The organism is Pseudomonas sp. 1, from assembly GCF_056626735.1.
The window spans coordinates 50724-76351 of sequence record NZ_JBWXMQ010000012.1 but is presented as its reverse complement, the minus strand read 5'-3'; the positions used below and the strand labels follow the sequence as shown (position 1 = coordinate 76351).

General features: G+C 62.1%; 23 protein-coding genes. 13 read left to right on the top strand and 10 right to left on the bottom strand.

What is annotated here, in order from left to right; all coding sequences use genetic code 11:
• Positions 1-23: 23 nt before the first annotated feature.
• From aroQ to gcbA, 4 genes are all read right to left on the bottom strand, one after another.
• Positions 24-479, bottom strand: a complete 456-nt coding sequence (aroQ, locus tag AC1MDC_RS18865) for a type II 3-dehydroquinate dehydratase (protein ID WP_007951022.1) — start codon at positions 477-479, stop codon at positions 24-26.
• Between the two features lie 132 nt (positions 480-611).
• Complete coding sequence (locus tag AC1MDC_RS18860; RefSeq protein WP_085703456.1) at positions 612-2369, bottom strand: protein-disulfide reductase DsbD; 1758 nt, start codon at positions 2367-2369, stop codon at positions 612-614.
• A 58-nt stretch (positions 2370-2427) separates the two neighbouring features.
• Complete coding sequence (locus AC1MDC_RS18855; RefSeq protein WP_371857702.1) at positions 2428-3471, bottom strand: methyl-accepting chemotaxis protein; 1044 nt, start codon at positions 3469-3471, stop codon at positions 2428-2430.
• A gap of 953 nt (positions 3472-4424) precedes the next feature.
• Positions 4425-6095 (bottom strand): diguanylate cyclase GcbA, encoded by a 1671-nt coding sequence (gcbA, locus tag AC1MDC_RS18850; protein WP_480393484.1) that lies wholly within the window; start codon positions 6093-6095, stop codon positions 4425-4427.
• Between the two features lie 495 nt (positions 6096-6590).
• Between gcbA and AC1MDC_RS18845 the strand changes: the two genes are divergently transcribed.
• The 6 genes from AC1MDC_RS18845 to AC1MDC_RS18820 all read left to right on the top strand — a co-directional run bounded on the left by AC1MDC_RS18845 (position 6591) and on the right by AC1MDC_RS18820 (position 13282).
• The gene (locus tag AC1MDC_RS18845; RefSeq protein ID WP_085684934.1) at positions 6591-7658 is read left to right on the top strand and encodes a DUF2333 family protein; all 1068 of its coding nucleotides are present in this window, start codon (positions 6591-6593) and stop codon (positions 7656-7658) included.
• Between the two features lie 3 nt (positions 7659-7661).
• Positions 7662-8219, top strand: a complete 558-nt coding sequence (locus tag AC1MDC_RS18840) for an NUDIX hydrolase (protein ID WP_085700976.1) — start codon at positions 7662-7664, stop codon at positions 8217-8219.
• A 186-nt stretch (positions 8220-8405) separates the two neighbouring features.
• Positions 8406-8777: a translation initiation factor Sui1 gene (locus AC1MDC_RS18835; protein ID WP_064379228.1), complete on the top strand. Its 372-nt coding sequence runs from the start codon at positions 8406-8408 to the stop codon at positions 8775-8777.
• A gap of 218 nt (positions 8778-8995) precedes the next feature.
• Complete coding sequence (gene speA / locus AC1MDC_RS18830) at positions 8996-10909, top strand: arginine decarboxylase (protein WP_480393483.1); 1914 nt, start codon at positions 8996-8998, stop codon at positions 10907-10909.
• 232 nt (positions 10910-11141) lie between these two features.
• The gene (locus tag AC1MDC_RS18825; protein WP_480393482.1) at positions 11142-12491 is read left to right on the top strand and encodes a type VI secretion system Vgr family protein; all 1350 of its coding nucleotides are present in this window, start codon (positions 11142-11144) and stop codon (positions 12489-12491) included.
• Entirely contained in the window at positions 12488-13282 is a 795-nt protein-coding gene (locus AC1MDC_RS18820; protein WP_085700973.1) for a DUF4123 domain-containing protein, read from the top strand. Before AC1MDC_RS18825 ends, AC1MDC_RS18820 begins: the two co-directional genes overlap by 4 nt.
• Before the next feature lie 9 nt (positions 13283-13291).
• On the opposite strand, the gene AC1MDC_RS18815 is transcribed toward AC1MDC_RS18820, so the two are convergent.
• Positions 13292-14641: an MATE family efflux transporter gene (locus AC1MDC_RS18815; RefSeq protein ID WP_480393481.1), complete on the bottom strand. Its 1350-nt coding sequence runs from the start codon at positions 14639-14641 to the stop codon at positions 13292-13294.
• Positions 14642-14678: 37 nt separating this feature from the next.
• Entirely contained in the window at positions 14679-14972 is a 294-nt protein-coding gene (locus AC1MDC_RS18810; protein ID WP_064379237.1) for a hypothetical protein, read from the bottom strand.
• Positions 14973-15115: 143 nt separating this feature from the next.
• Between AC1MDC_RS18810 and AC1MDC_RS18805 the strand changes: the two genes are divergently transcribed.
• The 5 genes from AC1MDC_RS18805 (at position 15116) to AC1MDC_RS18785 (ending at position 19528) form a co-directional block, all read left to right on the top strand.
• The gene (locus AC1MDC_RS18805; RefSeq protein WP_007951009.1) at positions 15116-15418 is read left to right on the top strand and encodes a MazG-like family protein; all 303 of its coding nucleotides are present in this window, start codon (positions 15116-15118) and stop codon (positions 15416-15418) included.
• A complete protein-coding gene (locus AC1MDC_RS18800; protein WP_085700971.1) occupies positions 15418-16167 on the top strand; it encodes a methyltransferase in 750 nt (249 codons plus the stop codon). Before AC1MDC_RS18805 ends, AC1MDC_RS18800 begins: the two co-directional genes overlap by 1 nt.
• Positions 16168-16179: 12 nt before the next feature.
• Entirely contained in the window at positions 16180-16791 is a 612-nt protein-coding gene (locus tag AC1MDC_RS18795; protein ID WP_085700970.1) for a DUF4136 domain-containing protein, read from the top strand.
• A 50-nt stretch (positions 16792-16841) separates the two neighbouring features.
• Positions 16842-17399 carry a DUF4136 domain-containing protein gene (locus tag AC1MDC_RS18790; protein WP_085700969.1) on the top strand — a complete coding sequence of 186 codons (558 nt, stop codon included), beginning with the start codon at positions 16842-16844 and terminating at the stop codon, positions 17397-17399.
• 149 nt (positions 17400-17548) lie between these two features.
• Positions 17549-19528: a TadG family pilus assembly protein gene (locus AC1MDC_RS18785; RefSeq protein ID WP_480393480.1), complete on the top strand. Its 1980-nt coding sequence runs from the start codon at positions 17549-17551 to the stop codon at positions 19526-19528.
• On the opposite strand, the gene AC1MDC_RS18780 is transcribed toward AC1MDC_RS18785, so the two are convergent.
• Positions 19498-22257 (bottom strand): PAS domain-containing sensor histidine kinase, encoded by a 2760-nt coding sequence (locus tag AC1MDC_RS18780; protein WP_480393479.1) that lies wholly within the window; start codon positions 22255-22257, stop codon positions 19498-19500. The genes AC1MDC_RS18785 and AC1MDC_RS18780 overlap by 31 nt on opposite strands.
• Complete coding sequence (locus tag AC1MDC_RS18775; protein WP_085703465.1) at positions 22254-22694, bottom strand: TadE/TadG family type IV pilus assembly protein; 441 nt, start codon at positions 22692-22694, stop codon at positions 22254-22256. The genes AC1MDC_RS18780 and AC1MDC_RS18775 overlap by 4 nt, the downstream gene beginning before the upstream one ends.
• Positions 22695-22769: 75 nt before the next feature.
• On the opposite strand from AC1MDC_RS18775, the gene AC1MDC_RS18770 reads away from it, so the two are divergent.
• Both AC1MDC_RS18770 and AC1MDC_RS18765 read left to right on the top strand, forming a co-directional pair.
• Positions 22770-23240, top strand: a complete 471-nt coding sequence (locus AC1MDC_RS18770; protein ID WP_085703466.1) for an A24 family peptidase — start codon at positions 22770-22772, stop codon at positions 23238-23240.
• Between the two features lie 124 nt (positions 23241-23364).
• The gene (locus AC1MDC_RS18765; protein WP_085703497.1) at positions 23365-24141 is read left to right on the top strand and encodes a response regulator transcription factor; all 777 of its coding nucleotides are present in this window, start codon (positions 23365-23367) and stop codon (positions 24139-24141) included.
• A gap of 516 nt (positions 24142-24657) precedes the next feature.
• Here the strand turns inward: AC1MDC_RS18765 and AC1MDC_RS18760 are convergent.
• A complete protein-coding gene (locus tag AC1MDC_RS18760; RefSeq protein WP_085703467.1) occupies positions 24658-25032 on the bottom strand; it encodes a DUF6124 family protein in 375 nt (124 codons plus the stop codon).
• Positions 25033-25354: 322 nt separating this feature from the next.
• Positions 25355-25627, bottom strand: a complete 273-nt coding sequence (locus AC1MDC_RS18755) for a DUF3613 domain-containing protein (protein WP_480393478.1) — start codon at positions 25625-25627, stop codon at positions 25355-25357.
• Position 25628: the final 1 nt, after the last annotated feature.

The window sequence follows — 25628 nt, the reverse complement described above, 5'->3', positions numbered from 1 at the left end:
AATCATCAACTCCCAAGGGTCGGTCAGGGGCGTATAGCTTGTTGTTCAAGCTGCTCTAGTGCAGCCTCCAGGGCCAGTCGATAACCGCTGGCGCCAAGGCCGCAGATCACTCCTACTGCTACATCGGAGAAGTAGGAGTGATGGCGGAAAGGTTCGCGTTTGTGCACGTTGGACAAATGCACTTCGATGAATGGGATGCTCACTCCCAGCAGCGCGTCACGTAATGCGACACTTGTGTGTGTAAATGCTGCCGGGTTGATCAGAATGAAGTCCACACCCTCGCCACGTGCGGCATGGATGCGGTCGATCAATTCGTACTCGGCGTTGCTTTGCAGATACAGCAGATGATGGCCGGCTTCACGGGCGCGGCGTTCCAGGTCCTGATTGATCTGCGCCAGGGTGGTCGACCCGTAGGTCCCCGGTTCCCGGGTGCCGAGCAGGTTCAGGTTGGGGCCGTGCAGCACCAGTAGCGTCGCCATCTGCGTGTTCCTTGTTATGGGTGAGCCGTCGTCAGAACCCGGCGACTATGCCGCAAAGCCTTTGTGACTGTCCAGTTCTCTGCAATAGCCAGCACGATGACCGATGTTTGCGCAAAATATGTGACTGAGTGATTAAATCCGGTCATTCGCTTTGGCAACACGTTCGGCGAAGTCGCTGGCGTTGATCTCGCCGATCACCCGCACATCGCGACGTTCCACCCCGTCCTTGCCGAAGAACATCAGCGCCGGTGGGCCGAACAGGCTGTAGCGGTCGAGCAGGGTGCGCTGTTCGGCATTGCTCGCGGTGATGTCGAAGCGAATCAGCCGATAGCCCTTGAGCCGATTCACGACCGTGGCGTCATTGAGTACTTCGTGTTCGATGACTTTGCAGCTGATGCACCAGTCGGCGTACCAGTCGAGCAGCAGCGGGGTGCCGGCGGTTTTCGCTTCGAGCAGCACCCGGTCCAGTTCTGCCGGGGTGCTGACGGTCTGCCACGAACCGCCGTCTTGCGCCGACAATCCGCTGTCGGCAAGGCGCGCCGGGGCTATCGGATTCAACGGGTCGGTCTGCCCGCTGAACGCGCCGTACCAGCAGGCCAGCGCATAAAACAGCAGGAACATGCCCAGCAACTGGCCGAGGCGTTTGCGCGGCGGTTTGTAGACGAATTCCAGAGCGCCGAGGAACAGGCCGACGCCACCGGCCAGCAAGCCGATCAGCAGCAGCGTGATCTGGCCCGGCAATACCCGGCTGAGCAAACCGATGGCCAACCCGAGCAGCAACACGCCGATGCCGTTTTTCACGTACATCATCCACGGCCCGCTTTTCGGCAGCCACGCCGCGCCGCCAGTGGCCACCAGCAACAACGGCGCGCCCATCCCCAGGCCGAGCATGAACAGCTTCAGGCCGCCGCCCAGCGCGTCGCCACTGGCGCTTATATAAAGCAGCGCGCCGGCCAGCGGGGCGGAAACACACGGCGATACCAGCAAACTCGACACCACACCCAGCACCGCCGCGCCCCACAGCGAGCCGCCTTCGGTGCGCCCGGCGATCCGGTCGAGGCGGCTGCTGATGAAGTGCGGCAGTTTCAGCTCGAACACGCCGAACATCGCCAGCGCGAACACCGCAAAGAACATCGCGAACGGCACCAGCACCCACGCCGATTGCAGCCGTGCCTGCAAATTCAATTGCGCGCCGAACAGCCCCATCAAGGCCCCGAGCAGCGCAAAACAGGCGGCCATCGGCAGCACATAAGCGAGGGAAAGATTGAAACCACGCAAACCGCCGACCTGCCCTCGCAGCACCACGCCGGACAGGATCGGCAGCATCGGCAATACACAAGGCGTGAAGGTCAGCCCCAGACCCGCGAGGAAAAACAGCGCCAGGTCACGCCAGTCCCAACCCGTCACCGGAGTGGACGCGCCACTTGCCAATGCGTTGCCTTCGATGCTCAGGCGTTCGGTTTCCGGCGGATAGCATAGACCCTTGTCGGCACAGCCCTGATAGGTGACGGCCAGTGTGAACGCCCGGGCGTCATTGCGCGGCAGTTCCACGTCGAGAATGCCGTGGTAGACCTCGACGTCGCCGAAATACTCGTCGTGTTTCTGTTCGCCCTGGGGTAACTGTGCGGCACCGAGTTTCACCTCGGCAGGTTCGGCTCGAAACTGGAAGCGATGGCGGTAGAGGTAATAGCCTTCGCTGGCGACGAAGCGCAGTTTGACCGATTGCGGGGTGCTCTCGACCAGGCTCAGTTGAAAGGCTTCGCGCACCGGCAGGAAGTCGGCACTGTTGTTGACCGAGCCCAGTGTGGCGCTGGGTTTGCTGTCAAACAGACCGGCGGCGCCGGCCGGCAGGGCGAAGACGAAAAACAGCAGGCAGAGCAGACGGCGCATGACAATCTCGCGAATCAAAGGTGCGGGAATGATAGCGGACTTGGCCCTGCGCTGTGTGTCACACGCGGAACGCTTGCACGGCGGTGTGCAACTGGCCGCCCAGCAAAAGCAGGTTCTCGCCTTGCTCGCGGCCCTGGCCGATGCGCAGCAGATTGTCCCCGCCCAACTGGTGAATCCGCTCGCTGTGATCGCGAATCTCGCTGACCGCGCCGCTCTGTTGTGCGGTGATGTCGGCGATGCGGATCGCGGTGTCGGAAATGGTCTGGATTGCGCCGACAATTTTGTCCAGCGCACCGTCCGCCGATTGCGCCTGATTGGCCGTGGCCTCGGCGTGTTCGACCTGCGCGCGCATGCCCTCGACCGATTGCCTTGCGGCGGTTTGCAGGCCGGCGATCAGGGTCTGGATTTCTGCCGTGGCGCCGGCGGTGCGTTGTGCCAGCGAGCGAACTTCCTCGGCCACTACGGCAAATCCGCGACCCATTTCCCCGGCGCGGGCGGCTTCGATTGCCGCGTTGAGCGCCAGCAGGTTGGTCTGGTCGGCAATCGAGCGGATCACCGTCAGTACGCCGCCGATGGTGGCCGACTCTTCGGCCAGGTGTTCGATCATCTGCGCATTGCCCTGCACCTCGCCGACCAGCGCGTGCAGGCCGGTGAGGCTCTGGCCGATCACTTGTTGCCCGTGTTCGACGGCCAGCCCGGCATGGCGACTGGCGTCGGCAGCCTGGCGTGCATCGCCGGCCACTTGCTGGATGGTCGCTTCCAGTTCGCCGAGGGAATCACGGATCAGCGCGGTATCGCCGGCCTGATGTTCGGCACCGCTGTGCAAGTCATTACTCAGCTCGGCGAGGGTGCGACTGCTGCCCGCCACCTGCTCGGCATTGCCGCGAATGGTCCCGACCAGGTCCACCAGATAGGCACGCAGGCGATTGAGCGAGGCTTCAATGTCGTGCAGTTCGCGGTTGGTCTTGCCCAGATGAATGTCGCGGCTGAAGTCGCCTTCGGCCCAGGTCGACAGCGCCGGGGCGAGGTTGGTCAGGGTGCGGGCCAGGCGTCGTTGCAGGGTGTCGATCAGCAGCGCGATCAGCAGAATCAGGCCAATCATCACGCCTTGCATCAGGCGCACTTCACCCTGAATCTGCCCATGCTGGGCGCGCACCACCGGTTCAAGACCGGCGATGGCTTGCTGCACGGCGGCGATTTTCTGGTGGGTCGCGGTGCTCAGGTCGGTGCGTTTCTGGATCTGATCGCGGGTGCGCGCCAGCTCCGCCGGATAACGGCCGAGCAAACTGTTGAGTTCGCGTTTGAGGCCGACGCCGGCATCTTCGGCAGCGGCTTTTTCCGTGCTTTCGATGCCCATCATCGCGGCGAAGTCGTCGCTGCCGGACTCACTGCTGGCGACCACGCCGAGCAAGGGCAGGGCCTCGATTGTCTGGGCCTGGGTGCGGATGTTGCTGAGTTCGCGTTCGACATCGGCGGCCAGTTCACTGCGTCCGCTGCTGACCAGCTTGTCCCGGGCCAGCGACAGTTTGCCCAGATGTTGAGAGGCAACCAGCAGGGGCGTTAGATAGGTCGCGTTGCCGCCGGCGTAGGTGCTGAGCTGATCGAGGCTGGCGCTCAATTCGCGTTCGGCCTGCAACAGCAGAGCCTGCGGATCGCCGGCCAGTTTGCCGGCGGCCAGCAGGTCGGTCTTGCTGAATTCATCGAGGCCGGTGAGGCTCGGGCGCAAGGTGTCGGCCAGCGCCGGCGGCAGCTCGCCAAGTTCTTTCTGCAACTGTTCGATGGCCTGGCTGGCGCTGCTCAGGCGAAGGGCGTCGCCGCTGGCAAGGTAGTCCTCGACGTTGCGTGCCACGTCATTCTGAAATTGCTGCGACAGTCCCAGATAACGCTCCATCAACAGATATGGGCGCTCCAGGGCTTTCTGCGACCACCACAGCGTGGCGCCGAGGGCCACGCAGACGGCGACCAGCAACAGAGTATTGAGATTGGTGAGCAACTTCAGGCGCATGACGGCTACCAACGGCAGAACGGTAAGCGCCTGAATTTATTGCGGTTCTATTACAGGGTTATGACCGATTGGGTCGATTCCGATGAAAAAGTGGCACTTTGCTTTGAGTCGCGCGCGATCTGCACCCGATTGCGTCCTTCGCCCTTGGCGCGGTACAGCGCCTCGTCGGCCTGGCTGGCCATCATCAGGCTGTCGGAGTCGTCGTGCATTTCCACCACGCCAGCGCTGAAGGTGCACCACAGATCCTGCGGCTGGGCCGGATAGTGAATTTCGGCAAAGCGCTGACGGATTTCGTCGAGCACTTTGTGCGCCGCTTCTATATCGGTGTCGGGCATGACGATGGCGAATTCTTCGCCGCCGTAACGGCCGATGAAATCGGTCTTGCGCAGCCGCTGCTTGAGGAACAGCGCCAGGCTCTTGATCACCCGGTCGCCCATGGGATGGCCGTGGCTGTCGTTGACCCGTTTGAAGTGGTCGATGTCGAGCATCGCAAAGCTCAGCGGCTTGTTCTCGCGGCGGGCGCGGAACGAGCAGTCTTCGAGCAATTGCAGAATGTGCGTGTGGTTGTACAGGCCGGTGAGGCTGTCGCGGACCATCCGTGCTTTCAGGTTGCGCGCGCGGGCGGCGCGGTTGCGCACGGTGGTGATCAAGTGGCGCGGCTTGATCGGCTTGGTCAGGAAGTCGTCGCCGCCCTCGCTCATGGCGTCGAGCTGTTTGTCCAGATCGTCCTCGGCCGACAGATAAATGATCGGCACGCTGACATAGCGGTCGTTGTGGCGGATGACTTTCGCCAGCTCGGTACCGGTGCAGGCCGGCATGTACATATCGAGGATGATCAGGTCCGGCTGGAAATCCGCCAGCTCGGCCATCGCCTGGATCGGTTCGATCAGGGTGCGAGTGACGATCCCGGCACTGTTGAGCAGGCGTTCGGTGTGCAAGGCCTGGGCGCGGGAGTCGTCGATGATCAGCACTTTATAGGGTTCGTACTGGGCGACGCAGGTCAGGACTTCGATCTTCTCCAGCAGGCTTGAGGCTTCGAGGGTGCCGGTGAGAAATTCCTGGCCGCCGGCGCGAACCGCTGCGAGGCGGGTCGGGGTGTCGGTTTCGTGCAGGCTGAAAAACAGCAGCGGCAGCGGTTCTTCCAGACCTTGCTGAGCTTCGGCGGCGAGTTTCAGGCCGACGCCGGCGCCGCTGAAATCCACGTCCATAACAATCGCGGCGGGCAGGCGCTCGACCATCGACGAGCGAAACGCCGCCACACTGTCCAGCGCCTGAGCGATCAGACCGAAAAACTCCAGCTGTTTGGCCAGACGTTCGGCGCGGTCATGATCCTGCAGCATCACGTAGATCGGTTTGCGCAGGGGCGGCAGGAAAGTCTGGTCAAGCTGATCGCCATGGCGCAGACCGGTGCGCGACAAGCGCTGCATCAAGCGGTTGAGATCGGTGATCAGGCCGCTGCTCAGGCGTCCGCGATTGGCGTTCACCGCTTCCAGCGACTGGCTGATGTGGCGGGCCAGTTGCGTGTGTTCGGGCTGTTCGAAACGCTCGGCAAAACGCAGCAGGCGCAGATTGGCCTCGCTCAGTTCGGCGAGATCGGCAGTGGACCACTCACTGCGTTGCAGGCGCTGCCATATCTCAAGAATCTGACGTGCCTGATGAATTACCCGCTGGGCAAAGTGGTGCTTGAGGCGCTCACGGCTGGGGTCTTCTGGCTCGGTCATATCCTGACTACTAGTTAGGCTGCATGCTGAGATCGACTGGTGGCTCTATGCTAGCACCTCTTTTCCCTTACATGAGTGTCGTACGTCAATAATCTGCGGCGCGGCATCATTCAGTTTCTGACTGGTTGGTTTTGTCCGAGACTTGCTCGTCGATCAAGGGCCCGTAATCCGGGCCTTAAAGGATGTTTTCCAGAGCTCTTGAGGACGCTTCCCCTGCGCTGGATGGTCATCGTTTGTCAGGGCTTTCTGATTTTTCCAAGGTCAGCTTCACAAGGGTTTTGCGCTGGAAGGGTCAGGGAAACCCCTACGAGACATTTGTCTGAACATGACCCTGTGTCACCGGAACGCCGCGCATTTGTGCCTGCGACTATCCTTTCGTTCACTGACGAACCCCGCCTGTTTTTTTCCGCGACCCTGATCGCGGGTGCCGGGGCGAGGCACGTTGTTGTATGGTTGTGGTCGAACCGTTGAACCCAAGATTGAAAGGATATCGCCATGCTGGACTGGAAGAACCGCGCGGGCAGCGCGCCTGAACGTGCCGCCGAGCCCAAGTCGGCCGCCCGCAGCTATGTCGGCGGGCTGTTGTTCAGCCGGGCGCTGGCTACGCTGGTTGCCATTTATCTGTTGGTGACCATTGGCCTGGGCTGGTACTGGAGCCAGGAACCGGCGCTGTTTCCCGTGGCGCAGAACGCCCAGGTTGCCGCCGAGAAGGAAGGCAAGCAGATGGTGGTCGGTTACACCACCGTAGAAACCCTGAAAACCGTTGCCGGCACTTTGCTCGACAAGCCGGGTGGCTATATTTCCAACGACCGTTTCCCGCCGGGCCTGTGGATGGACAACATGCCGAGCTGGGAATACGGCGTGCTGGTGCAGGTCCGCGACCTGACCCGCGCCCTGCGCAAGGACTTCGCCCGCTCGCAATCGCAATCGGCTGAAGACGCCGATCTGGCCAAGGCCGAGCCGCGCTTCAACTTCGACAACAAGAGCTGGATCCTGCCGTCCAGCGAGTCGGAATATCAGGAAGGCATCAATTCCCTGAGCCGTTATCAGGCGCGCCTGTCCGACCCGACCCAGAAAAACGCGCTGTTCTATGCCCGCGCCGACAACCTGAACAACTGGCTGGGCGATGTCGGCACCCGTCTCGGTTCGCTGTCGCAACGCCTGTCGGCCAGTGTTGGCCGGGTCAAGCTCAACACCGCGCTGAAAACCGAAGTTCCGGCGGTGGGGGAAGTGCCGCAGGTCGACGAGGAAGTCGTCGAGACTCCGTGGATGCAGATCGACAACGTGTTCTACGAAGCCCGTGGTCAGGCCTGGGCACTGTCGCACTTGCTGCGCGCGATCGAGGTCGATTTCGCCGACGTGCTGGCGAAGAAGAATGCGACTGTCAGCGTGCGTCAGATCATTCGCGAGCTGGAGGCGTCTCAGGAGCCGGTCTGGAGCCCGATGATCCTCAACGGCAGCGGTTTCGGTGTGCTGGCCAACCACTCGCTGGTCATGGCCAACTATATTTCCCGGGCCAACGCCGCCGTGATCGATTTGCGTCAACTGCTCAATCAGGGCTGAGTCATGGATGAGCACGCCAGAGAGGCGGCCCACCGCGCCGCCTCGGATGCCGAACAGATCGCCTGGGTCGACGAGCAGGACAACCTGCTCGGCGCCCTGGTGCGTTCCGACCTGCGCGAGCGCGGGCTGATCGGTCGTGGCACCTACATCATGTTGTTCAACTCCGCCGGTGAACTCTGTGTGCATCGGCGCACGTTGAGCAAAGCCATCTATCCCGGTTACTGGGATGTGGCGGCAGGCGGCATGGTGCAGGCGGACGAGACCTACGCCGAGTCGGCGGCCCGTGAGCTGGAAGAAGAATTGGGCGTGAGTGGCGTCGAGCTGACGGCCCACGACCATTTCTACTTCGAAGACACCGGTAATCGTCTGTGGTGTTCGGCATTTTCGGCGGTGTGGGACGGGCCGTTGATCCTGCAGCCCGAAGAAGTGCTCGAAGCGCGCTTCATTCCGGTCGAACAGGTCATGCTGGAAATCCAGCAAAAGCCTTATTGCCCGGACTCTCTGGCCGCATTGAAACGCTATCTGAAGGCGCAACAGAGCGACGTCGCAAAGAACACATAAATTGGCGCCGATTGGCACTTAGCAATCGGCGTTTTTGCCGTTACACTGCGCGACCTTTTCAAGCTGTGCCGACCCGCTTTCAGGAGCTCATGGCACAGTAGCGCTGCCCCTGCCTGAGTGGGGCTTCGCGGTCGATAGCCTTGCCCAAGGCTGCGATCAGTCTTTGTCCTCCCGAGAGGATTGCCGGTGGCCAAAAAAGCCGCATCCTTCGCCGCCCTGGGCGGCCTGGTATTTTCCACCGACGCAGGTCGTCATTGCCCGGAATGCAGCAAGCCGGTGGACGCCTGTATCTGCAAGCAAACCGTGATCCCGGCCGGCGACGGCATTGCCCGCGTGCGCCGCGAGAGCAAGGGCCGTGGCGGCAAGACGGTGACCACCATCACCGGCGTGCCTCTGGCCGAAGACGCACTCAAAGAGTTGGCGACAACGTTGAAGAAACGTTGCGGCACCGGCGGTGCGTTGAAAGACGGGGTCATCGAGATTCAGGGCGACCATGTCGAGCTGCTTCTGGCCGAGTTGGTCAAGCACGGTTTCAAGGCGAAGAAGTCCGGCGGCTAGCAGCCTCTGTGAAACCCACCGGCGGCTTGATTCAGCTCCAGAGCGCCTGGGCCTGACGTCGTTTCCATGGTTTTCACAGAGCCTGTTCATGACCGGTTTCTAAACTCAACGCTGTCAGCGCGGTCTACCGCCCCGCTGACGAACCGTCATTTTCATTCTTTAGACTGCGCCGGCCTGAGATCAGGCGACGCACTATGACTTCTTTATAGGGGACTTCGATGTCCGTACGACGCACACGCAAAGACGATGGCAGCCAATGGACAGTTGCGGACAGCCGCAGTGTTTACGGGATTCGCCATTGGGGGGCCGGGTATTTCGCGATCAATGACGCCGGTCGCGTCGAAGTTCGTCCGAACGGCCCGAACAGCTCGCCTATCGATCTGTTCGAACAAGTCGACCAGTTGCGCAAGAGTGGCTTGTCCCTGCCGCTGCTGGTGCGTTTCCCCGACATCCTGCAAGACCGCGTCCGTCAGCTGACCGGTGCGTTCGATGCGAACATCGAGCGTCTGGAATACCAGAGCAAATACACCGCGCTGTACCCGATCAAGGTCAACCAGCAGGAAGCGGTGATCGAAAACATCATCGCCACCCAGAACGTCTCCATCGGTCTGGAAGCCGGCTCCAAGCCTGAGCTGCTGGCGGTGCTGGCACTGGCGCCGAAGGGCGGCACCATCGTCTGCAACGGTTACAAGGACCGCGAGTTCATCCGTCTGGCGCTGATGGGTCAGAAGCTCGGCCACAACGTGTTCATCGTGATCGAGAAAGAATCCGAAGTCGGTCTGGTGATCGAAGAAGCCGCCTCGCTCAAGGTCAAGCCGCAGGTCGGCCTGCGCGTGCGTCTGTCGTCGCTGGCGTCGTCGAAGTGGGCGGACACCGGTGGCGAGAAATCCAAGTTCGGCCTGTCGGCGGCGCAACTGCTGTCGGTGGTCGAGCGTTTCCGCGCGGCCGGGCTGGATCAGGGCATCCGTCTGCTGCACTTCCACATGGGTTCGCAGATTGCCAACCTGGCCGACTACCAGCACGGCTTTAAGGAAGCGATCCGTTACTACGGCGAGCTGCGCAACCTCGGTCTGCCGGTCGATCACATCGACGTCGGCGGTGGCCTGGGTGTCGACTACGACGGTACACATTCGCGTAACGCCAGCTCGATCAACTACGACATGGATGACTACGCCGGTGTCGTGGTCGGCATGCTCAAGGAATTCTGCGATGCGCAGAGCCTGCCGCATCCGCACATCTTCTCCGAAAGCGGTCGTTCGCTGACCGCGCACCACGCCATGCTGGTGGTGCAGGTGACCGACGTCGAGAAACACAACGACGACGTGCCGCAGATCGAGAACAAGGAGGCGCTGCCGGAAACCGTGCAGTGGCTGGTGGACCTTCTCGGCCCGACCGACATCGAAATGGTCACCGAAACCTACTGGCGCGCCACCCACTACATGAGCGACGTGGCTGCCCAATACGCTGACGGCAAGCTGACCCTGGCTGAAAAGGCCTTGGCCGAGCAGTGCTACTTCGCCGTGTGCCGGCGTCTGCACAACTCGCTGAAGGCGCGTCAGCGTTCGCACCGCCAGGTGCTGGACGAACTCAACGACAAGCTGGCCGACAAGTACATCTGCAACTTCTCGGTGTTCCAGAGCCTGCCGGATACCTGGGCGATCGATCAGGTCCTGCCGATCATCCCGCTGCACCGTCTCGACGAAGAGCCGCTGCGTCGTGCCGTTCTGCAAGACCTGACCTGCGACTCCGACGGCAAGATCAACCAGTACGTCGACGAGCAGAGCATCGAGACCAGCCTGCCGGTGCACGCGCTGAACGAAGGTGAAGACTATCTGTTGGGCGTGTTCCTGGTCGGCGCCTATCAGGAGATCCTCGGCGACATGCACAACCTGTTCGGTGACACCGACTCGGTGAACATCTACCAGAACGTCGACGGCAGCGTGTACCACGCCGGCATTGAAACCCACGACACCATCGAAGACATGCTGCGCTACGTGCACCTGTCGCCGGAAGAGCTGATGACCCACTACCGCGACAAGTGCGCCAGTGCCCGCATCAGCGCCAACGAGCGCACTCAGTTCCTCGATGCATTGCGCCTGGGTCTGACCCGCTCTTCTTACCTGTCTTCCTGAGGTCAGGTTCCGCTTTCATCTGGTTGTCTGAAATTTTTCCGCTCAGTGCGGACGTTTCAGACAACCGGGTGAGACGCTTCTTTTTCTCTTTGCGAAACGGCTTGCTTCCAGGCTGGCAAAGTGACGTCGTCTGCTTTTCGCGTAGGTCATTTCCGAATTTGTAGTTCGGCCCTCTACTCGGCCATGGGTCTCGGCGAGAATCCCCGCCCGCCCCCCTGTAGAGAATCCCCCCATGTTCGATCCAGCCGACGAGCCGTCGTTTCGTCTCGATGTAGCGGGCCTGTCCGACTCACTTGAAGTCCTCGCATTCACGGGTTGCGAAGCCATCAGCGAGCCTTTTTCATTCGAAATCGATGTGCTGGTCGATGACCCTCACCTTGACCTTGCAGGCCTGATGTATCGTTCCGCGCGCTTGTGCTTCGGACCTTGCGGCAATGGTATTCACGGCCAGTTGCACAGCCTTGTCCAGCATGAACAGCGGCGCGGTGCGCGGTTGTTTCAGGCGCGGCTCGGGCCGCGGCTTAGCTGCCTGGGCCTGCGTAACAGCCAGCGCATCTTCACTGATCTCTCGATACCGCAGATTCTTGATCAGGTGCTCAGGGAGCACGGAATCAGTGGCGCCCGACGCCGATTCGATCTGCAAGGCGCGTATCCGCCCCTGACATTCTGCACCCAGTACGGCGAGTCGGATCTGCAACTGTTGCAGCGGTTGTGCGGCCAGGCACGCATTCACTACCACTTCGAACACGGGAGCCGGGGACATTGCCTGGTGTTCGGCGACGATCCGGCCCGGCTGCCCCGCGCCGGGAGCCTGCAATTCGAGGGCGAGGAAGGGGAGCCGATTCCGACATTGAGCCGCTGGCAAGTGAGCGAGCACGCGCGCCTGCACACAGAAGGCTCGCGGCGGGCACGCTCGGCGCAGGGGCATTCCGCTTCGCCGACCCTGCGCAGTGGGCACTGGCTGACGATTTCCGGCCAGCCCCTGGAAGACTCGAATACGCACTGGCTGGTGAGCCGAATCGAACATCGGGCCGATCAGTCCCTCGAGCCGCCCTACAGCAACCGGATTTTCGCCACTGACCAGTTATCGCTGCCCCGGTCATCTATTGCAGACCGGGGGGCGCGCATGTGTAGCCCGCAACGTGCATGGGTGGTGTCGGTCGAGGAGGCGCAACCGGATCCCGTGCGGCCGGTGGCCGTTCAGTTCGACTGGCTCTATCAGGGGGAAGGGGCCCGCCCCAGCCACTGCTGGCTGCCGGTGGCGCCGGCGTTGGCCGAAATGCAGATGGCGTCATTGAAGGACGGGGTAGAGGTGGTGGTGAGTTTTCTGGAAGGTGACCCTGAGCAGCCCGTGATCAGCGGCGTCCTGCAGGTCCCGGCACTGACCGAAGTCATCGAGGATGATGCACCGTTAACGCTGCCCTCGCGTATGGCGAGCGTGGGCTTGCCTCAATGGTTGAAAGCGGCCGAGCCATTATTGCTGTTGTGCCTGATACCCGGAGGCGGCAGTTATCACCATTGCGCGGCGTCACTGTGCAGCTGTCGATTGGTCGCCGGGCTCAAATCGAGCAACGGAAGATGAGCCTCGCGACTCCCGGACGGCACGCTCAGTGGTTATTGCTGGACATCGCACAGGCGCCGCAGGCCGTGCAGACGTTACGCCATGGATTTGCCGGTGTGCACAGCCTGAAGCTGTTTGACGGTACGGAGTTTCAGCCTGTCAGTGAACAGGGCCCGTGGTTGATCGATTTGCGCGACAGCCCGGCGCTGTCGGCGCTCTGCCACACCGATCCGTTGACCTGGCAAGGTCTGCTGCTGGGCAGCGAGGCCTCGGAGCCGTCATTGCGCGAACACTTGCAGCGGATGCTGACCGTGTCTGTCGGCCTGAACCATCGGGCATTGCTCAATTTCTACAATCGGCAGACCGCCAGCTACTTTTTCGATGCCTGCGACGCCCGACAATTGAGCTGCTGGCTCGGACCGATCGGATGGCTGCGCTGGTTCGGCGGGACCTGGGCCGATCTGGCCGGCGGCAGCCAGGGCTGGCAGCAACTGCGCAATCCGGGACTGGCCGTGGAGCCGCTGCGGATCGAACAAAGCCTGACCCGCCGACAGCGCGAGCGTCTGCACCGTTGTCTGCTGGATCAGCAGGTCTGGCGCTGGAGTCAGGCGATGGGGAACGACTATCGGCTGATCTCATCCTTTCAGGAGCAAGGCCTGGAACTGGGGTTCAGCGAGCAGGCGTTGCTGGACGACTGGTTGTGGCTGCGTTTGCAGCATCCGCATGCCGAGCTGACACCGCTGCCACATGGATTGACCCCACGGGAACGGCTCGAGCTGTTGCGTCGGCGCTGGCTTGACGACCCGTCGTGAGGCGCCGCTTCAGTGAGCGGCACCGTTGAACCAGCCATCGGTGCGCCGCAGCCACCACGCCAGGCCCCCGAGCGTCAGGCTGCGCAGCACCATGAACAACAGGAATGAAATCCACAGGCCGTGATTGCCCAGACCTTGCAGCGCCCAGGCGACAGGCAGCAACAGGATCACGGTCGCCAGCATGCCGTTGCGCATTTCCCGGGCGCGGGTGGCACCGATGAACAGGCCGTCGAGCAAGTAGCTCCAGACCGCGATCAACGGCAGGACGGCGAGGTAGGGCAGGTAGATGAACGCGGTCTCGCGCACGCTCTGGATGTCGGTCTGCATTTCGATGAACAAGTGGCCGGCCAACAGAAACAGTGCCGCGAAGCCCAGGCTCGCCAGCAACGACCAGCCACCTGCAACCACCAGCGACCGGCGCAGGGCCAGACGATCGCGGGCGCCGATGGCGTGGCCGCACAGGGCTTCGACGGCGTGAGCCAGACCGTCCAGCGCGTGGGCGGTCAGCAGCAGGCCGTTGAGCAGCAGCGCGTTGGCCGCGACCGTGGCATCGCCCAGTCGCGCGCCCTGTACGGTGATCAGGAAAAACACCGATTGTAGCGCCAGGCTGCGGATGAAAATGTCGCGATTGACCGCCAGCAGCGGGCGCCAGCTCTGCCAGATTTTCAGGGCGACCCAGGCGATGTGTCCGGGATAGGCGCGCAGTGCCTTGCGAGTCATCCACAGGCCGAGCAGGGCGCCGCTCCATTCGGCGATCACCGAGGCTCGGGCCGAACCGACCACGCCCCAGTCCAGACCCATCACGAACCACAGGTTGAGCACGATGTTGATCAGGTTGGTGCTCAGCAGAATCGCCAGCGGTGCCCGGGCGTTCTGCGTGCCGAGGAACCAGCCGACCAGCGCATAACTGGCCAGCGCCGCCGGCAACCCGAACAGCCGGGTGTGGAAGAAGTCGCGGGTCAGTTGATCCAGTTCCGCCGACGGTTGCATGAAGTGCAGCGCGACTCCGCTCAGCGGTACGCCCAGGGTTCCGAGCAACAGCGCCAACCCCATCGCCAGCAACAGGCCCTGAAGCAGAATCTGCCGCAAGGCCGCGCCGTCGCTGCGCCCGGCGGCCTGCGCGGCGAAACCGGTGGTGCCCATGCGCAGAAAACCCATGGCCCAGGCCAGAAAGGTGTACAGGCTGGCGCCGACGGCCACTGCGCCCAATTGATGGGCATGAGGCAGATGCCCGATGACGGTGCTGTCGACCAGCGCCACCAGCGGCACGGAAATGTTGGAGAGGATCATGGGGGCGGCGAGGGCCCAGACCCGGTGATGGGTCGGGCGGTCGCGCCAGTCGGTGATCAGGTTGGACATGCGGGCTCCTTGGGGAGCGGCATTGTAGCGGCAGGTGTCAGTGAATGATCCAGCTCAACAGCCATAATCCCAGCAGCAACCAGATGATCCCGGCAATGATCGAGGCATTCATGAACGCGCGGATCGCCGACCACAACAGCATCAGGCCAACGATCAGCGCGATGATGCTGATGATCGATGTGTCCATGCCCAACGCCCTCGACAGCCCGTCGACGAAGTTGCCGCCGGCGTTGCCCAGCAGATTGAACAGGCCGCTGAGGCCATCGACGATGAAGCGGATGATCGAGCCGAGCGCCTGGCCCAGCCATTCGAAAAAGCTTTCTACCTGCATGTCTGTTTCCTGATGAAAGAGCTGAGCCTTGGGCCGCAGCGGAGGCGGTCGAGTTCCCTGCAAGCATAGAGGGTTTTAACGGGCGACTGGCGCTTGCCTTCGATACGCATCCCCCCGAAGCTATAAGCCTTCAGGAGAGCCCGATGAACCTTGTTGAACTGACCGAACGCCTGCACGCCATTCGCGACCGCAATGACTGGCGGCAATTTCACAGCCCGAAAAACCTGGCCATGGCCGCCAGCGTGGAAATGTCCGAACTGGTGGAAATCTTCCAGTGGCTGACCGAAGACCAGTCCCGCCAACTGCCGGCGGACAAACTCGCCCACGCCGGGCAGGAAGTCGGCGACATCGTTCTGTATCTGTTGCTGCTGTGCAGCGAATTGGGGCTGGACATGAATGAAGTGGTGCGCAGCAAACTCGCCGACAGCGAACGGCGGTTCAGCTGATGAGCGACCGTCATTTCGATCAGCTGGCGACCCGCTTCGCCGAAAAAATCTACGGTGGCGCCAAAGGCGCGATCCGCCTCGCGGTGCTGCAGGCCGACCTCGCCGAAGCCCTGCCGGATCGTCCGTTGCGGGTGCTGGACATTGGCGGCGGCCTGGGCCACATGTCGCTATGGCTGGCCGAGCGCGGGCACCAGGTGACCTTCACCGAGCCAGCCGAACCGATGCTTGAAGGCGCACGCCAGCGCTTTGCCGACGCCGGGCAAACCGCGACGTTCATTCAGGCGCCCTGGCAGGAACTGCTCGGCCAGCTCACCGAACCCTACGATCTGGTGCTGTGCCATGCGGTGCTGGAATGGCTGGCCGAACCCCACGCAATCCTGCCGGTGTTGCATCAGTTGACCAAGCCCGGCGGCTGGCTGTCGCTGGCGTTCTACAACCGCGATGCGCTGATTTACCGGAACCTGCTCAAAGGCCATTTCAAGAAAATGCGCAAGAACGACATGGCCGGTGAAAAGCAGAGCCTGACCCCGCAACAGCCACTCGATCCACGGGAACTGGCGACGCAACTCGCCGGGTTGTGGCAGGTCGAAACCCAGAGCGGGGTGCGGGTTTTTCACGATTACATGCCGGTGGAATTCCAGGCCCGCGCCGAATTGATTGATTTGCTCGAGATGGAGCTCGCCCACCGTCGTCACCCAAGCTTCGCCGGGCTTGGGCGCTACTTGCACTGGATCTGCCGGCCGATCTGATCGGAGCGAGATATGAAAGGTCATTCAGGGTTATTGCTGATCTGTCTGGGGCTGGCCGCCTGCCAGGGCAGCAACCCTTACGTGGCGCAGTCGCGGCCGTTGCCACCGGCGCCACCGCAAGCGGCGACCACCTTCGACCGCAGCGCTTATCCCGCGCCGCCTCGGGATTACGGGCGCTATCGCAGTTGGGCGTGGCTCAACGGTCAGCTGCCGCCGGGCACGGCCTGGGCGGATTCGGCGCAAGTGGCCGAAGCCGTGAGCAGTGCACTGGACCAGCGTGGTTTGCGTCCGCTGCATGACAATCGCCCGGCCGACCTGCTGGTCAGTGCCCGCCTGAGCCTGGAAACCCGCCTGCGTCAGGTGCAGGACGATTACGGTTACTACGGCGGCTATGGCGGTTATGACCGTTACGGCCGGGGTTACGGGATGTACAACACGGTGCCGATCGTGCGGACCTATCAGGAGCAGGTCGTGGTGGTGCGAGTCGATCTGTTCGACGCCGGCAGTGGTCAGCCGGTCTGGAGCGCCAGCGCCGAAACCGGTACTCAGGGCAAGCAAGGTGATCGCACCGACGCGATTCGGGAGGCTGTCGAAAAGGCCATGTCGGCGTATCCTCCCGGTTAGCTTCCCGCCAATGAGAAGCTCAGGTTCATGTCTTCCACCGGAGAAAAACCATGTTCCGCCGTCTCGCTTTACTGGCCGTGGCCGCACTGCTCAGTGCCTGTGCCGCCAACCAGGTCAATCATGACTTCGACGCCAGCCGCGACTTTGCCGCTTATCGCAGCTGGAGCTGGAAAGACCCCGCCCTGCAATACCGCCCCGACGATCCACGGATCAAGAGCGACCTGACCGAACAACGCATCCGGCAGGCCGTCGCCGATCAACTGGATCAGCGTGGCCTTCGCCCTGCCGCTTCGGGCGCCCGAGGTGATCTGAATGTACAGACCTACCTGATCGTCGAGGACCGTCAGCAACAGGTGACCACCAACTACGGTGGCGGTTGGGGTGGCCCATGGAACGGGTATTGGGGCGCCCCGATGTACAACGAAACCCGCAACATCACCTACAAGGTGGCGACCATCCAGATCGATCTGCTCGACGGCAAGGACGGCAAACTGGTGTGGCGCGGCAGCGACGAGCAAATGCTCAGCAGCACGCCGAACCCGGCAGATCGCAGTAACGCCATCCGCGAAACCGTGACGCGGATCCTGTCCAACTATCCACCGCGCTGAATTTGCTGAAAAACGACGGGAGCCCATGGCTCCCGTTTTTTATGGGCAAGTGAAACTGGCGCGTTGCCAGCAGTGTCGATGCAGCGCGTCTACACTCAAACCCACCAATGGAGGTTGCGCCCGGCCGTGCGCCGGCAAAGGAGTGCGCCATGTCGCATCATCCGCCGTTCATCGATCCTGCCCGGCAGCGGGGGGCCATAGGCCTGATGGCGGCGCTGACTCTGGGCATGGCGCTGGTGTTCATTCTGGTGGTGGTCGACAGCGGCCGCTTGTACCTTGAGCGTCGTCACCTGCAACAGATAGCCGATGTCGCTGCCCTGGAAGCCGCGACCCGTGGCGGCAATTGCAGCACCGGGGCCACGGCCAACGCCTATGCGCAGGCCAGCGTCGTGCGTAACAATTTCCCGATTCCCAGTGCAGGTCGCGCCTTGGCGGTCGCCTGCGGCACCCTGAACCTGGACGCCAGCAATCTGCGGGTGTTTGCCGCCAACGCCGCCAGCACGGATGCAATCCGCGTTGTCGTCAGTCACACCGTGCCTCAGAGTTTTGCCGGTGCCATCGGCGGGATGTTCGGCGGCGCGGGGCGCAATGCAACCATCAACCTCAGCGCCACGGCGGTTGCAGCATTGCCGCCACCATTGGCTTCACTGACCATCCGCAGCACCACATTGAGTGTCGATACAGGCCGGTCGGCCGTGCTCAATGCGCTGTTCGGCGGATTGCTGGGTGGCAACCTCACGCTCAGCGCCGCGAGCTGGAATGGTCTGGTCAACACCAACATCAACCTGCTCGGCTATCTGGACCGGTTGAAAGTCGATATAGGCCTCAGTGCCGGTGGTTACGAGCAGGTACTCGGCAACACCATCGCGGTCAGTCAGCTCGTCCAGACCGCGATCAACGTCCTTGACCCCAACGGCACCCTGAGTGCCACGGCGACTATCCTCGGGTTGCAGGCAATCAAGGCGGCGGCCGGCGCGACACAAGTAGTACTGGGCAATCTGCTGAACGTTCAGGCCGGTACTCAGGCCACGGCGCTGGCGGTGGACTTGCGGGCATTCGATCTGATTCAGGGCTTCGTGCAACTGGCCAACAAGCAGAACGGCCTGGTGGCCAGCCAGACGATCAACCTCGGTGTGGCACAAGTCACCGCCCGGGTGCAGGTGCTGGAGCCGTCGCAGTTGTCGGCCATCGGCAACCCTCGGTTGGCGGCCGCCAACCCCCTGGGACCGAACCGGATTTATGTGAAGACCGCGCAGGTGCGAACGCTGTTGTCGGTCAATCTGCCGTTGCTGGATACGATCCTGTCGCTGGTCAACGGCGTGGCCGATCTCGCCGGCCCGTTGACCAATACGTTGAATGCCTTGCTCAACCTGAACCTGGTGGGCGTGATCGATTCGCTGACGTGCGCACTCGGTGCGGCCTGCCAGACACCGTCGATCGAAGTGCTGCCCGGGCCGATTCGTCTCGATGTTGCGCTGGATGTGGCGGCGGCCAATAGCTACGTCACCGCGTTCAGCTGCCTGACGCCGACCAACAAGACCCTGACCACCAACACCACCACTTCGGTCGCTAACCTGAAAATCGGCCACATGGATCCGGCATCGGTGTTCGGCAATAACATCACGCCGCCGACCGTGGTGGTGCAGCCGTTGAAGGTGATCGATATCGGCGTGAAGACCTGCCGACGCTTCCTGGTGTTGCCGGTCAGTTGCGATCCACGCATCCCGTCTGTCGGTGGCGGGCTCGACATCTCGGCCGATACCACCATTGGCCAGAACGCCAATATCCCCCACGTTTATTCCGCGCCGCCGGCCGCCAGCCTGCCGGAGATCAACCAGCCGCCGTTCTATTACAGCTATGCTACCAGCAACATGGTCAGCAGCCTGAGCGACACCCTGACCAACATCAATCTCAACATGTACGGCCCGACGGGCAGTCTGGTCAGCGGGCTGGGGGCAATTCTGAGTTCAGTGAAGACCTTGCTGGTCACCACCATCAACACCGTGCTCAGCCCGCTGCTCGACACCCTGATCAATACCCTGTTGATGGCCCTGGGGATCAACCTCAACCAGGTCGATGTCGGCGCCAATCTGAGTTGTCAGTCGGGGCGGGCGACGCTGGTGATCTGATCGCCCAAGTCAATCGGCAATTCGATGCAGAATCGTGCGCCGTCGTCGCCGTTGCGCACGCTCAGGCGCCCGCCCATGTTCTCGACGATGCCGTAGCTCACTGACAAGCCCAGCCCGGTGCCGACGCCTACCGGTTTGGTGGTGAAGAACGGCTCGAAAATCCGCTCCAGCAAACGCGGGTCGATGCCGCCGCCATTGTCCTCGACCCACAGCCGCACCATCTGTTCGTCAAGTTCGGCACGCACACCGATCCATGGCTGGAACTCGCGATTGGATTCGCGCTTGCTCAGCAGAGCATCCCGGGCATTTACCATCAGGTTGATCAGCACTTGTTCCAGTTGATCGACGTACCCGCGCACCTGCACCTGAAAATTCGCTTCGCCGATCCGCAGCTCGACCCCCTTGCCGCGCAGGCCTTCGGACAGCAGCGAAAGGGTGCCTTCGATGGCGTCGAGCGGATTGAACGGGTGCTGTTCGATTTCCGAGCGCCGGCCGAACACCCGCATGTGATCGACCACCCGCGCCGCCCGCTGGACCTGTGCGTCGATACGGTTGAGTTTGTCGGTCAGGTAATCGATCTGTACATCGCCGTTGCCCAGGCGTTTGAGCACGTTGACGATGGCCATGCGCATCACGTTCAGCGGCTGATTGATCTCATGTGCAAGCCCCGTGGCCATCTCGCCGAGGGTGGCCATTTTCGCACTTTGGGTCAGTTGTTGCTGCGAACGCCGGACCTCGGTGTTGTCGCGGCCCACCGCTTGCACCTCAAGCAGAAGGCCCTGTTCATCGAATACTGCGCGATCCGACCAGATCCACCACGCATGCTCGCGGCCCGGCAGGCGCAGGTTGATTTCGGCGCTGCTCACTGGCGCATCGGGGGTCAGTTGCGCCAGGCGCTGGACGAACGCCTCGCGTTGTTCGTCGGACATCCAGCTGCCCAGATTCACCCCCGGCAGTTGCTCCGGGGCACATTCCAGGTACATCGCCAGTGGCCGGTTGCCGAAGGTCAGGGTCAGGTCCGGGCGATAGCGGCAGATCATCGCCGGCGAATCTTCGACGAGGATGCGGTAGCGTTCTTCGCTGGTCTTGATCCGCTCGGCAGCGAGGGTCGCGTCGGTGACATCCAGCCACAGTCCGACAGCTTCCACCGGCAGACCGAGGTCGTCGCGCAACAGTTTGGCTTCGTCGAGCAGCCAGTGGACGTTGCCTTGAGTATCGAGCATCCGGTAGCGGGTGCTCACCGAACCCTCGCGCAGCAACTGCCGGGTACGTTCGAAGTACGCCGCACGATCCTCGGGATGCACATGATTCACCAGCCCGCCATCGGCGCAATCGGCGAGGCCCCAGCCCAGCAGCGGTTGCAGGCTGGCGCTGAAAAATGTCGGCTGCAACGCACCTTCGACATAACGCTGCACATAGATCACAGCTGGCGCGCTGGCGATCAGGTTGTCCAGTCGCGCATGGGCGGCGGCGGCCTGTTGCTGCTGGTTCTTGATGTCGCTGATGTCGAGCATGAAGCCCACGAGACGCCGCTCGGCACCGATGCCCAGCGATTGGCCCTGCAAACGGAACCACTGCGGTTGCGCCTGATCGTCGGATTGCAGGCGCACGCAGAGTTCCAGCGGCTGACCTTCATCCTGCAACGCTTGCAGTCGGCTGCGCAGTTCTTCGCGGTCGGCCGGGTGTACACGGGCGAACCAGTCCTGGATCGGCAGGCGCCCGGCGCTCAATCCGAGGCAGGTGGCCAGTGCGTCGGCCAGCAGCACTTCGGCGCTGTCGCTGAACATCTCCCACCAACCGGTTCCGAGCAGACTTTGCAGGATTTCCAGACGTTCCAGCTGCAAGTGGTGACGATGTTCACGCAGCCGTTCCAGCAGCGGCGCGGCCACGGCGGCGGCCAGTTGCAGCCAGTCGTGATCGTTCAAGTCCGCGGTGTGTGGCTGCACGCTGAAGCAGCCGAAGAGCAGCCACGCCGCCACGCCATGAGCATCGCGATAGGGCACCGCAAACCCTTCGGCGGGGCCGAACACACTGCTCAGGCGAGGATGCTCGGCGGGCAGCACACGTTGCGGTGCAGCGCCGTTGAGGCTGTCGAGGCCGGTGCCCAGGCGCTGATCGGTGTCCCATAACTGCGGAGCATCGGGCGCGCTGTAATGGTGACGGATCTGCCAGCTCCCGGTCTCTTCATCCAGCAGCGCCACGGCCAGGCTAGGCACCTGAAAACGCTGGCTCAGGCACTGCAACTGTTCGCCCAGCACTTGTGGCAGACGCGCCAGGCCGCAGAGCCGCAAGTGGTCGCGGATGTGTGCGGCGAGCCACTGGCACTGCTCGCGGCTGCGCGCCTGACGCCTTTCCCCCAACAGGTCGCCGATGTCCAGCAGTTGCAGAACCCAGCCATCCCCCTGCGGTTGCACCCAGCCGCGCAAATGCAGTGGCGGGCCGGCGAGGCTGAAAAAATCCAGATCGAGCATTTGTCCCTGCCAGTCCGCGGGCACGCCTTCGATCGAAAGCGCGCTGTGCGGCAGCAGGTAATCGAGCAAATGCAGCGTGTGGGTGGCGGACAGTTGTTGCGCCAGCAGATGGCGCAGCGGCCCGGTCAGGTGGGTGACCTGACCTTCGCCATCCAGATGCAGCTGCAAGCCGACGCCGGGCACCATGGGGTTGTCCACGGATGGTGTGGGCGTTTGACGATTGAGCAGGCGGTCGAACAGCTTGTCTCCGGAACTCAAAATTGCAGGCTCGAGCTGGCGGTCAGGTTGGCAGGCAGATTGGGCACCGCGCCGATACCGGGCAAGACCAGAAACGGTAACGCCTGGTTGAGCTTGTTGGTCGGGTAGTTGATGGTGACGGTCAGCAGGCCTCCCGCGTAGGTAACCGTGGCGTCGGTGGTTGCGTTGAAGTTCAGCGCCGGTGGCAGCCAGGTCAGGCGCCGGGCCAGTTCAGCGCGAGCGACGTTCTGGATCGCGGTGGCGTAGTTGGCGGTCGACGGATCCAGGGCCACGCCACGCCGCACGGCTTCGGACGTCGACTGGGTGAAGGCCTGCATCAGCAACATCGGCAGGCTGTAGCTCACGATCCCGTAAAACACTGCAAAGAAAATGACAAAGACCAAGGCAAATTCGATGGCGGCAGCGCCTTTTTGCTTGCGGGGGAGGCCGGTTTTCATGAGCGCGTCTACCCTGACAGTCACTACGTAGTATCAGCATAGAATCATTCAGCCAAAACGGACGATTTTTACCGGATGCACAGCTTTGCCCTACTGATCTGGCTGTCACTCTGCGCTGTGCAGGATGCCCGCGAACGCCATATCGGCAACGTCCTGACCCTCGGCGTCGGCGCGCTGGCGCTGGTCTGGTTGCTGGTCACCGGCAGCACCTGGCTCGGTGCCGATGCGGCGCAGGGCGGCTGGGCAGTGTTGCTGGCGCTGGCGCTTACGCTGCCGGGTTATCTGTTGGGGCGAATGGGCGGCGGCGATGTGAAACTAATGACAGCCCTAGCCCTTGCGACAGACGGTCAGCACCTGCTCGGCGCGTTTATCGGCGCCGCACTTTGCAGTGCGATCTGGATGCTTCTGGTGCCAAAAGTCTGGCTGCTTGCAAGTCAAGAGGTTAGGGGCCGCCTTCGATATTTGAGCCCAGAACCGTCAAAAAAGCTGCCATTTGCGCCTTTCGTGCTGGTTGGAACAATCCTGACTTTCTGTTGGATCCATTAGTCGCCATTCGCCACTACTGCGATGTACATAGTCGGAAAGTGCGTCTACTTTCAAATAAGGGTTTGTACAGCCACTGGCTGGCAGTACAGGAATGGTCAGCTTTGGCCCGGGCATGGAGTGGCACGTGAACAAGCTTACGTCGGCGGTAAAGGTTCTTGTGGTCGATGATCAGGCGCTGATTGTTGAAGAACTTTGCGAGTTTCTCGAGAGCAGCGGTTATCGCTGCGTTCCTTGTGGGTCCAGTCAGGAGGCGATTGCGCGGTTCAGTGACGATCTGGCGATCGGCCTGGTGCTGTGCGACCTGCACATGCCGGACATGGACGGCATCGAGCTGGTGCAGGCGCTGCAGCGCTTGGCCGGTAAGAGTCGCGCGTTCGAAGCGATCATGCTCACCGGTCGCGCCGACAAGCAGGATGTGATCAAGGCGTTGCGCGCGGGGATTGCCGATTACTACCAGAAGCCGGTGGATCTGAATGAGTTGCTGGACGGCCTGCGGCGTCAGGAAGCAGTGCTGCAGGAGCGGCATAAAACGCTGCAACTGGGGCACCTGAATCAGAAGCTGCAGGATCTTTCTTCGTCGATCGATGATTTGTATCAGGATCTGGACAAGGCGCGGCGCGGGCCTGGGCCGGCAGCCCAGTCGTTGCCTGAGGGTGACAGTGTGGAGATGCCGGCGATTTTCGAGCAGTTGTCGCCACGACAGCTCGATGTGGCCCGGCTGGTAGGCAAGGGGCAGACCAATTATCAGATTGCCTGTGAGTTGGGGATTACCGAGAACACGGTGAAGTTGTATGTGTCGCAGGTTTTGCGGTTGACGCATATGCATAATCGGACGCAGCTTGCGTTGGCTTTGGCACCGGGGAGTTCTTTATCTGTTCGGCGGGGGGTTACGGCGCATTGACCTTGGCGGCCTTTGGGCCGGCCAGGCTTTGGGTTGGTTTGGGTGAATATCCGTTTTTGCGGGTGCCTCTGCTGGCGGTTTCGCCCTTACGGCGGGTCCCTTTTTCAAACGCCAAAAAGGAACCAAAAGGCTTGGCCCCTGCGTTCGGCACCTCGCCTGGGCTCGGTGTTCCTTCATTCCGGGATTGATCCGGGGGCATCGCCTACGGTTTGCTTCGCTGCACCTCCTCTCGATGTGTTTGGCTTCGCCAAACGGTCGCTTCGCTCCCACCCCCCCGGATCAATCCCTCCACTCAGCCTTCCGATGGGGCCGGCAAGTCAAAAGCGGTACTCGAGCTAACGCTCATCGTGGTGAGTGGTGAGTGGTGAGATGTGGAGGGTGTAGGGCGAAAGGCGAACTGTTTTTGCTTGATCGTTCCCACGCTCCGCGTGGGAATGCAGCCCGGGACGCTCTGCGTCCCAATCGATCTGCCAGCGAATGCAGCCGGCGCTGGCAGGTCGGTTTTGTCGGAACGGCTTAGCAGGGGGTCGGGTAACGCTGTACTTCGACGTTATCCAGCACGCGGTTCACCGCCAGTTCGGCGAGCATGATGACTTGTTGTATCCCCAGGATCCGGTGCCGTTGCGGTGAGTCGACATAGGCTGCCACGTCACTGGCCATGACGCTGGCCGAGGCCAGGGATTCGCAGGCGTGGGCCAGCAGGCTTTCATCGTCCATGTCCGGTGAAATCTGGAACATTTCGCTCGTTTTACGGCCGGGGCATTTTTTCGGGAGGGGGTTCAGGTAGTGATCGAGGGCGCGCTCGGCGGCGTCGTGGAGTTTCTTTGAATCGGTAGATTCGTAGGGCGAGGTGTTGTCGGTTTCGGGTGGATTCGGCGTTGGTTTTTTCATGGTGAAGCTCCATTCGGAATATGGAGTTCGCCGCGCTCTGCGACCAAGCAGTCGGGTGGCGAACCGTACGCGGGTTGGTCGACCAGGGAATGGAAACCCGGCAGGGCCGGAGCCCTCCCACGCACAGTTCGCCATTAAGCATGCTGAAAAGTGCGCCATTCTAAACCCGGACGACCAAGCCCGTTCGCTGAATTTGCAGCGACCCCCAAAGCCTATCCACCCCGTTTCCGAGGGACAACCGACGCGAGGTGTCGGAAACATCCTCCAGAATCACGCCATCTGTAGGAACAAACACGTTTAGAAGTGTGTGCTTGCGCCCCGATTAACCTCCCGACCCACTGTCAACAGTTCCTCCCTGCTTCTGATCAAAAAATTCCGGAATCTCGTGTGTGTAGCTCTTCAACCAGCGTTGCATGCTCAGTTCGCGTTCGGTGGGGGTGCTGGTCTGGGGTCTGGCGGAGGCGGCTTTGTTGCGGCTTTGCAGGAGCAGCCAGCCTTCGGTTTCCTGTTGTTGCGCCGAGGAGGGGCCGGGGTCGATGGCGTGGGTGGTCAGAGGCAAGGCGAGGAGGGTGAGGCAGAGCGCGGTGGCTTTCATG

Coding starts and splice junctions, on each gene's coding strand:
- AC1MDC_RS18800 (WP_085700971.1), top strand. CDS start 15,418: ATGAGCGACCGTCATTTCGATCAGCTGGCGACCCGCTTCGCCGAAAAA.
- AC1MDC_RS18840 (WP_085700976.1), top strand. CDS start 7,662: ATGGATGAGCACGCCAGAGAGGCGGCCCACCGCGCCGCCTCGGATGCC.
- AC1MDC_RS18855 (WP_371857702.1), bottom strand. CDS start 3,471: ATGATTGGCCTGATTCTGCTGATCGCGCTGCTGATCGACACCCTGCAA.
- speA (WP_480393483.1), top strand. CDS start 8,996: ATGTCCGTACGACGCACACGCAAAGACGATGGCAGCCAATGGACAGTT.
- AC1MDC_RS18770 (WP_085703466.1), top strand. CDS start 22,770: ATGCACAGCTTTGCCCTACTGATCTGGCTGTCACTCTGCGCTGTGCAG.
- AC1MDC_RS18810 (WP_064379237.1), bottom strand. CDS start 14,972: ATGCAGGTAGAAAGCTTTTTCGAATGGCTGGGCCAGGCGCTCGGCTCG.
- AC1MDC_RS18755 (WP_480393478.1), bottom strand. CDS start 25,627: ATGAAAGCCACCGCGCTCTGCCTCACCCTCCTCGCCTTGCCTCTGACC.
- AC1MDC_RS18795 (WP_085700970.1), top strand. CDS start 16,180: ATGAAAGGTCATTCAGGGTTATTGCTGATCTGTCTGGGGCTGGCCGCC.
- AC1MDC_RS18825 (WP_480393482.1), top strand. CDS start 11,142: ATGTTCGATCCAGCCGACGAGCCGTCGTTTCGTCTCGATGTAGCGGGC.
- AC1MDC_RS18820 (WP_085700973.1), top strand. CDS start 12,488: ATGAGCCTCGCGACTCCCGGACGGCACGCTCAGTGGTTATTGCTGGAC.
- aroQ (WP_007951022.1), bottom strand. CDS start 479: ATGGCGACGCTACTGGTGCTGCACGGCCCCAACCTGAACCTGCTCGGC.
- AC1MDC_RS18815 (WP_480393481.1), bottom strand. CDS start 14,641: ATGTCCAACCTGATCACCGACTGGCGCGACCGCCCGACCCATCACCGG.
- AC1MDC_RS18790 (WP_085700969.1), top strand. CDS start 16,842: ATGTTCCGCCGTCTCGCTTTACTGGCCGTGGCCGCACTGCTCAGTGCC.
- gcbA (WP_480393484.1), bottom strand. CDS start 6,095: ATGACCGAGCCAGAAGACCCCAGCCGTGAGCGCCTCAAGCACCACTTT.
- AC1MDC_RS18760 (WP_085703467.1), bottom strand. CDS start 25,032: ATGAAAAAACCAACGCCGAATCCACCCGAAACCGACAACACCTCGCCC.
- AC1MDC_RS18805 (WP_007951009.1), top strand. CDS start 15,116: ATGAACCTTGTTGAACTGACCGAACGCCTGCACGCCATTCGCGACCGC.
- AC1MDC_RS18775 (WP_085703465.1), bottom strand. CDS start 22,694: ATGAAAACCGGCCTCCCCCGCAAGCAAAAAGGCGCTGCCGCCATCGAA.
- AC1MDC_RS18845 (WP_085684934.1), top strand. CDS start 6,591: ATGCTGGACTGGAAGAACCGCGCGGGCAGCGCGCCTGAACGTGCCGCC.
- AC1MDC_RS18785 (WP_480393480.1), top strand. CDS start 17,549: ATGTCGCATCATCCGCCGTTCATCGATCCTGCCCGGCAGCGGGGGGCC.
- AC1MDC_RS18860 (WP_085703456.1), bottom strand. CDS start 2,369: ATGCGCCGTCTGCTCTGCCTGCTGTTTTTCGTCTTCGCCCTGCCGGCC.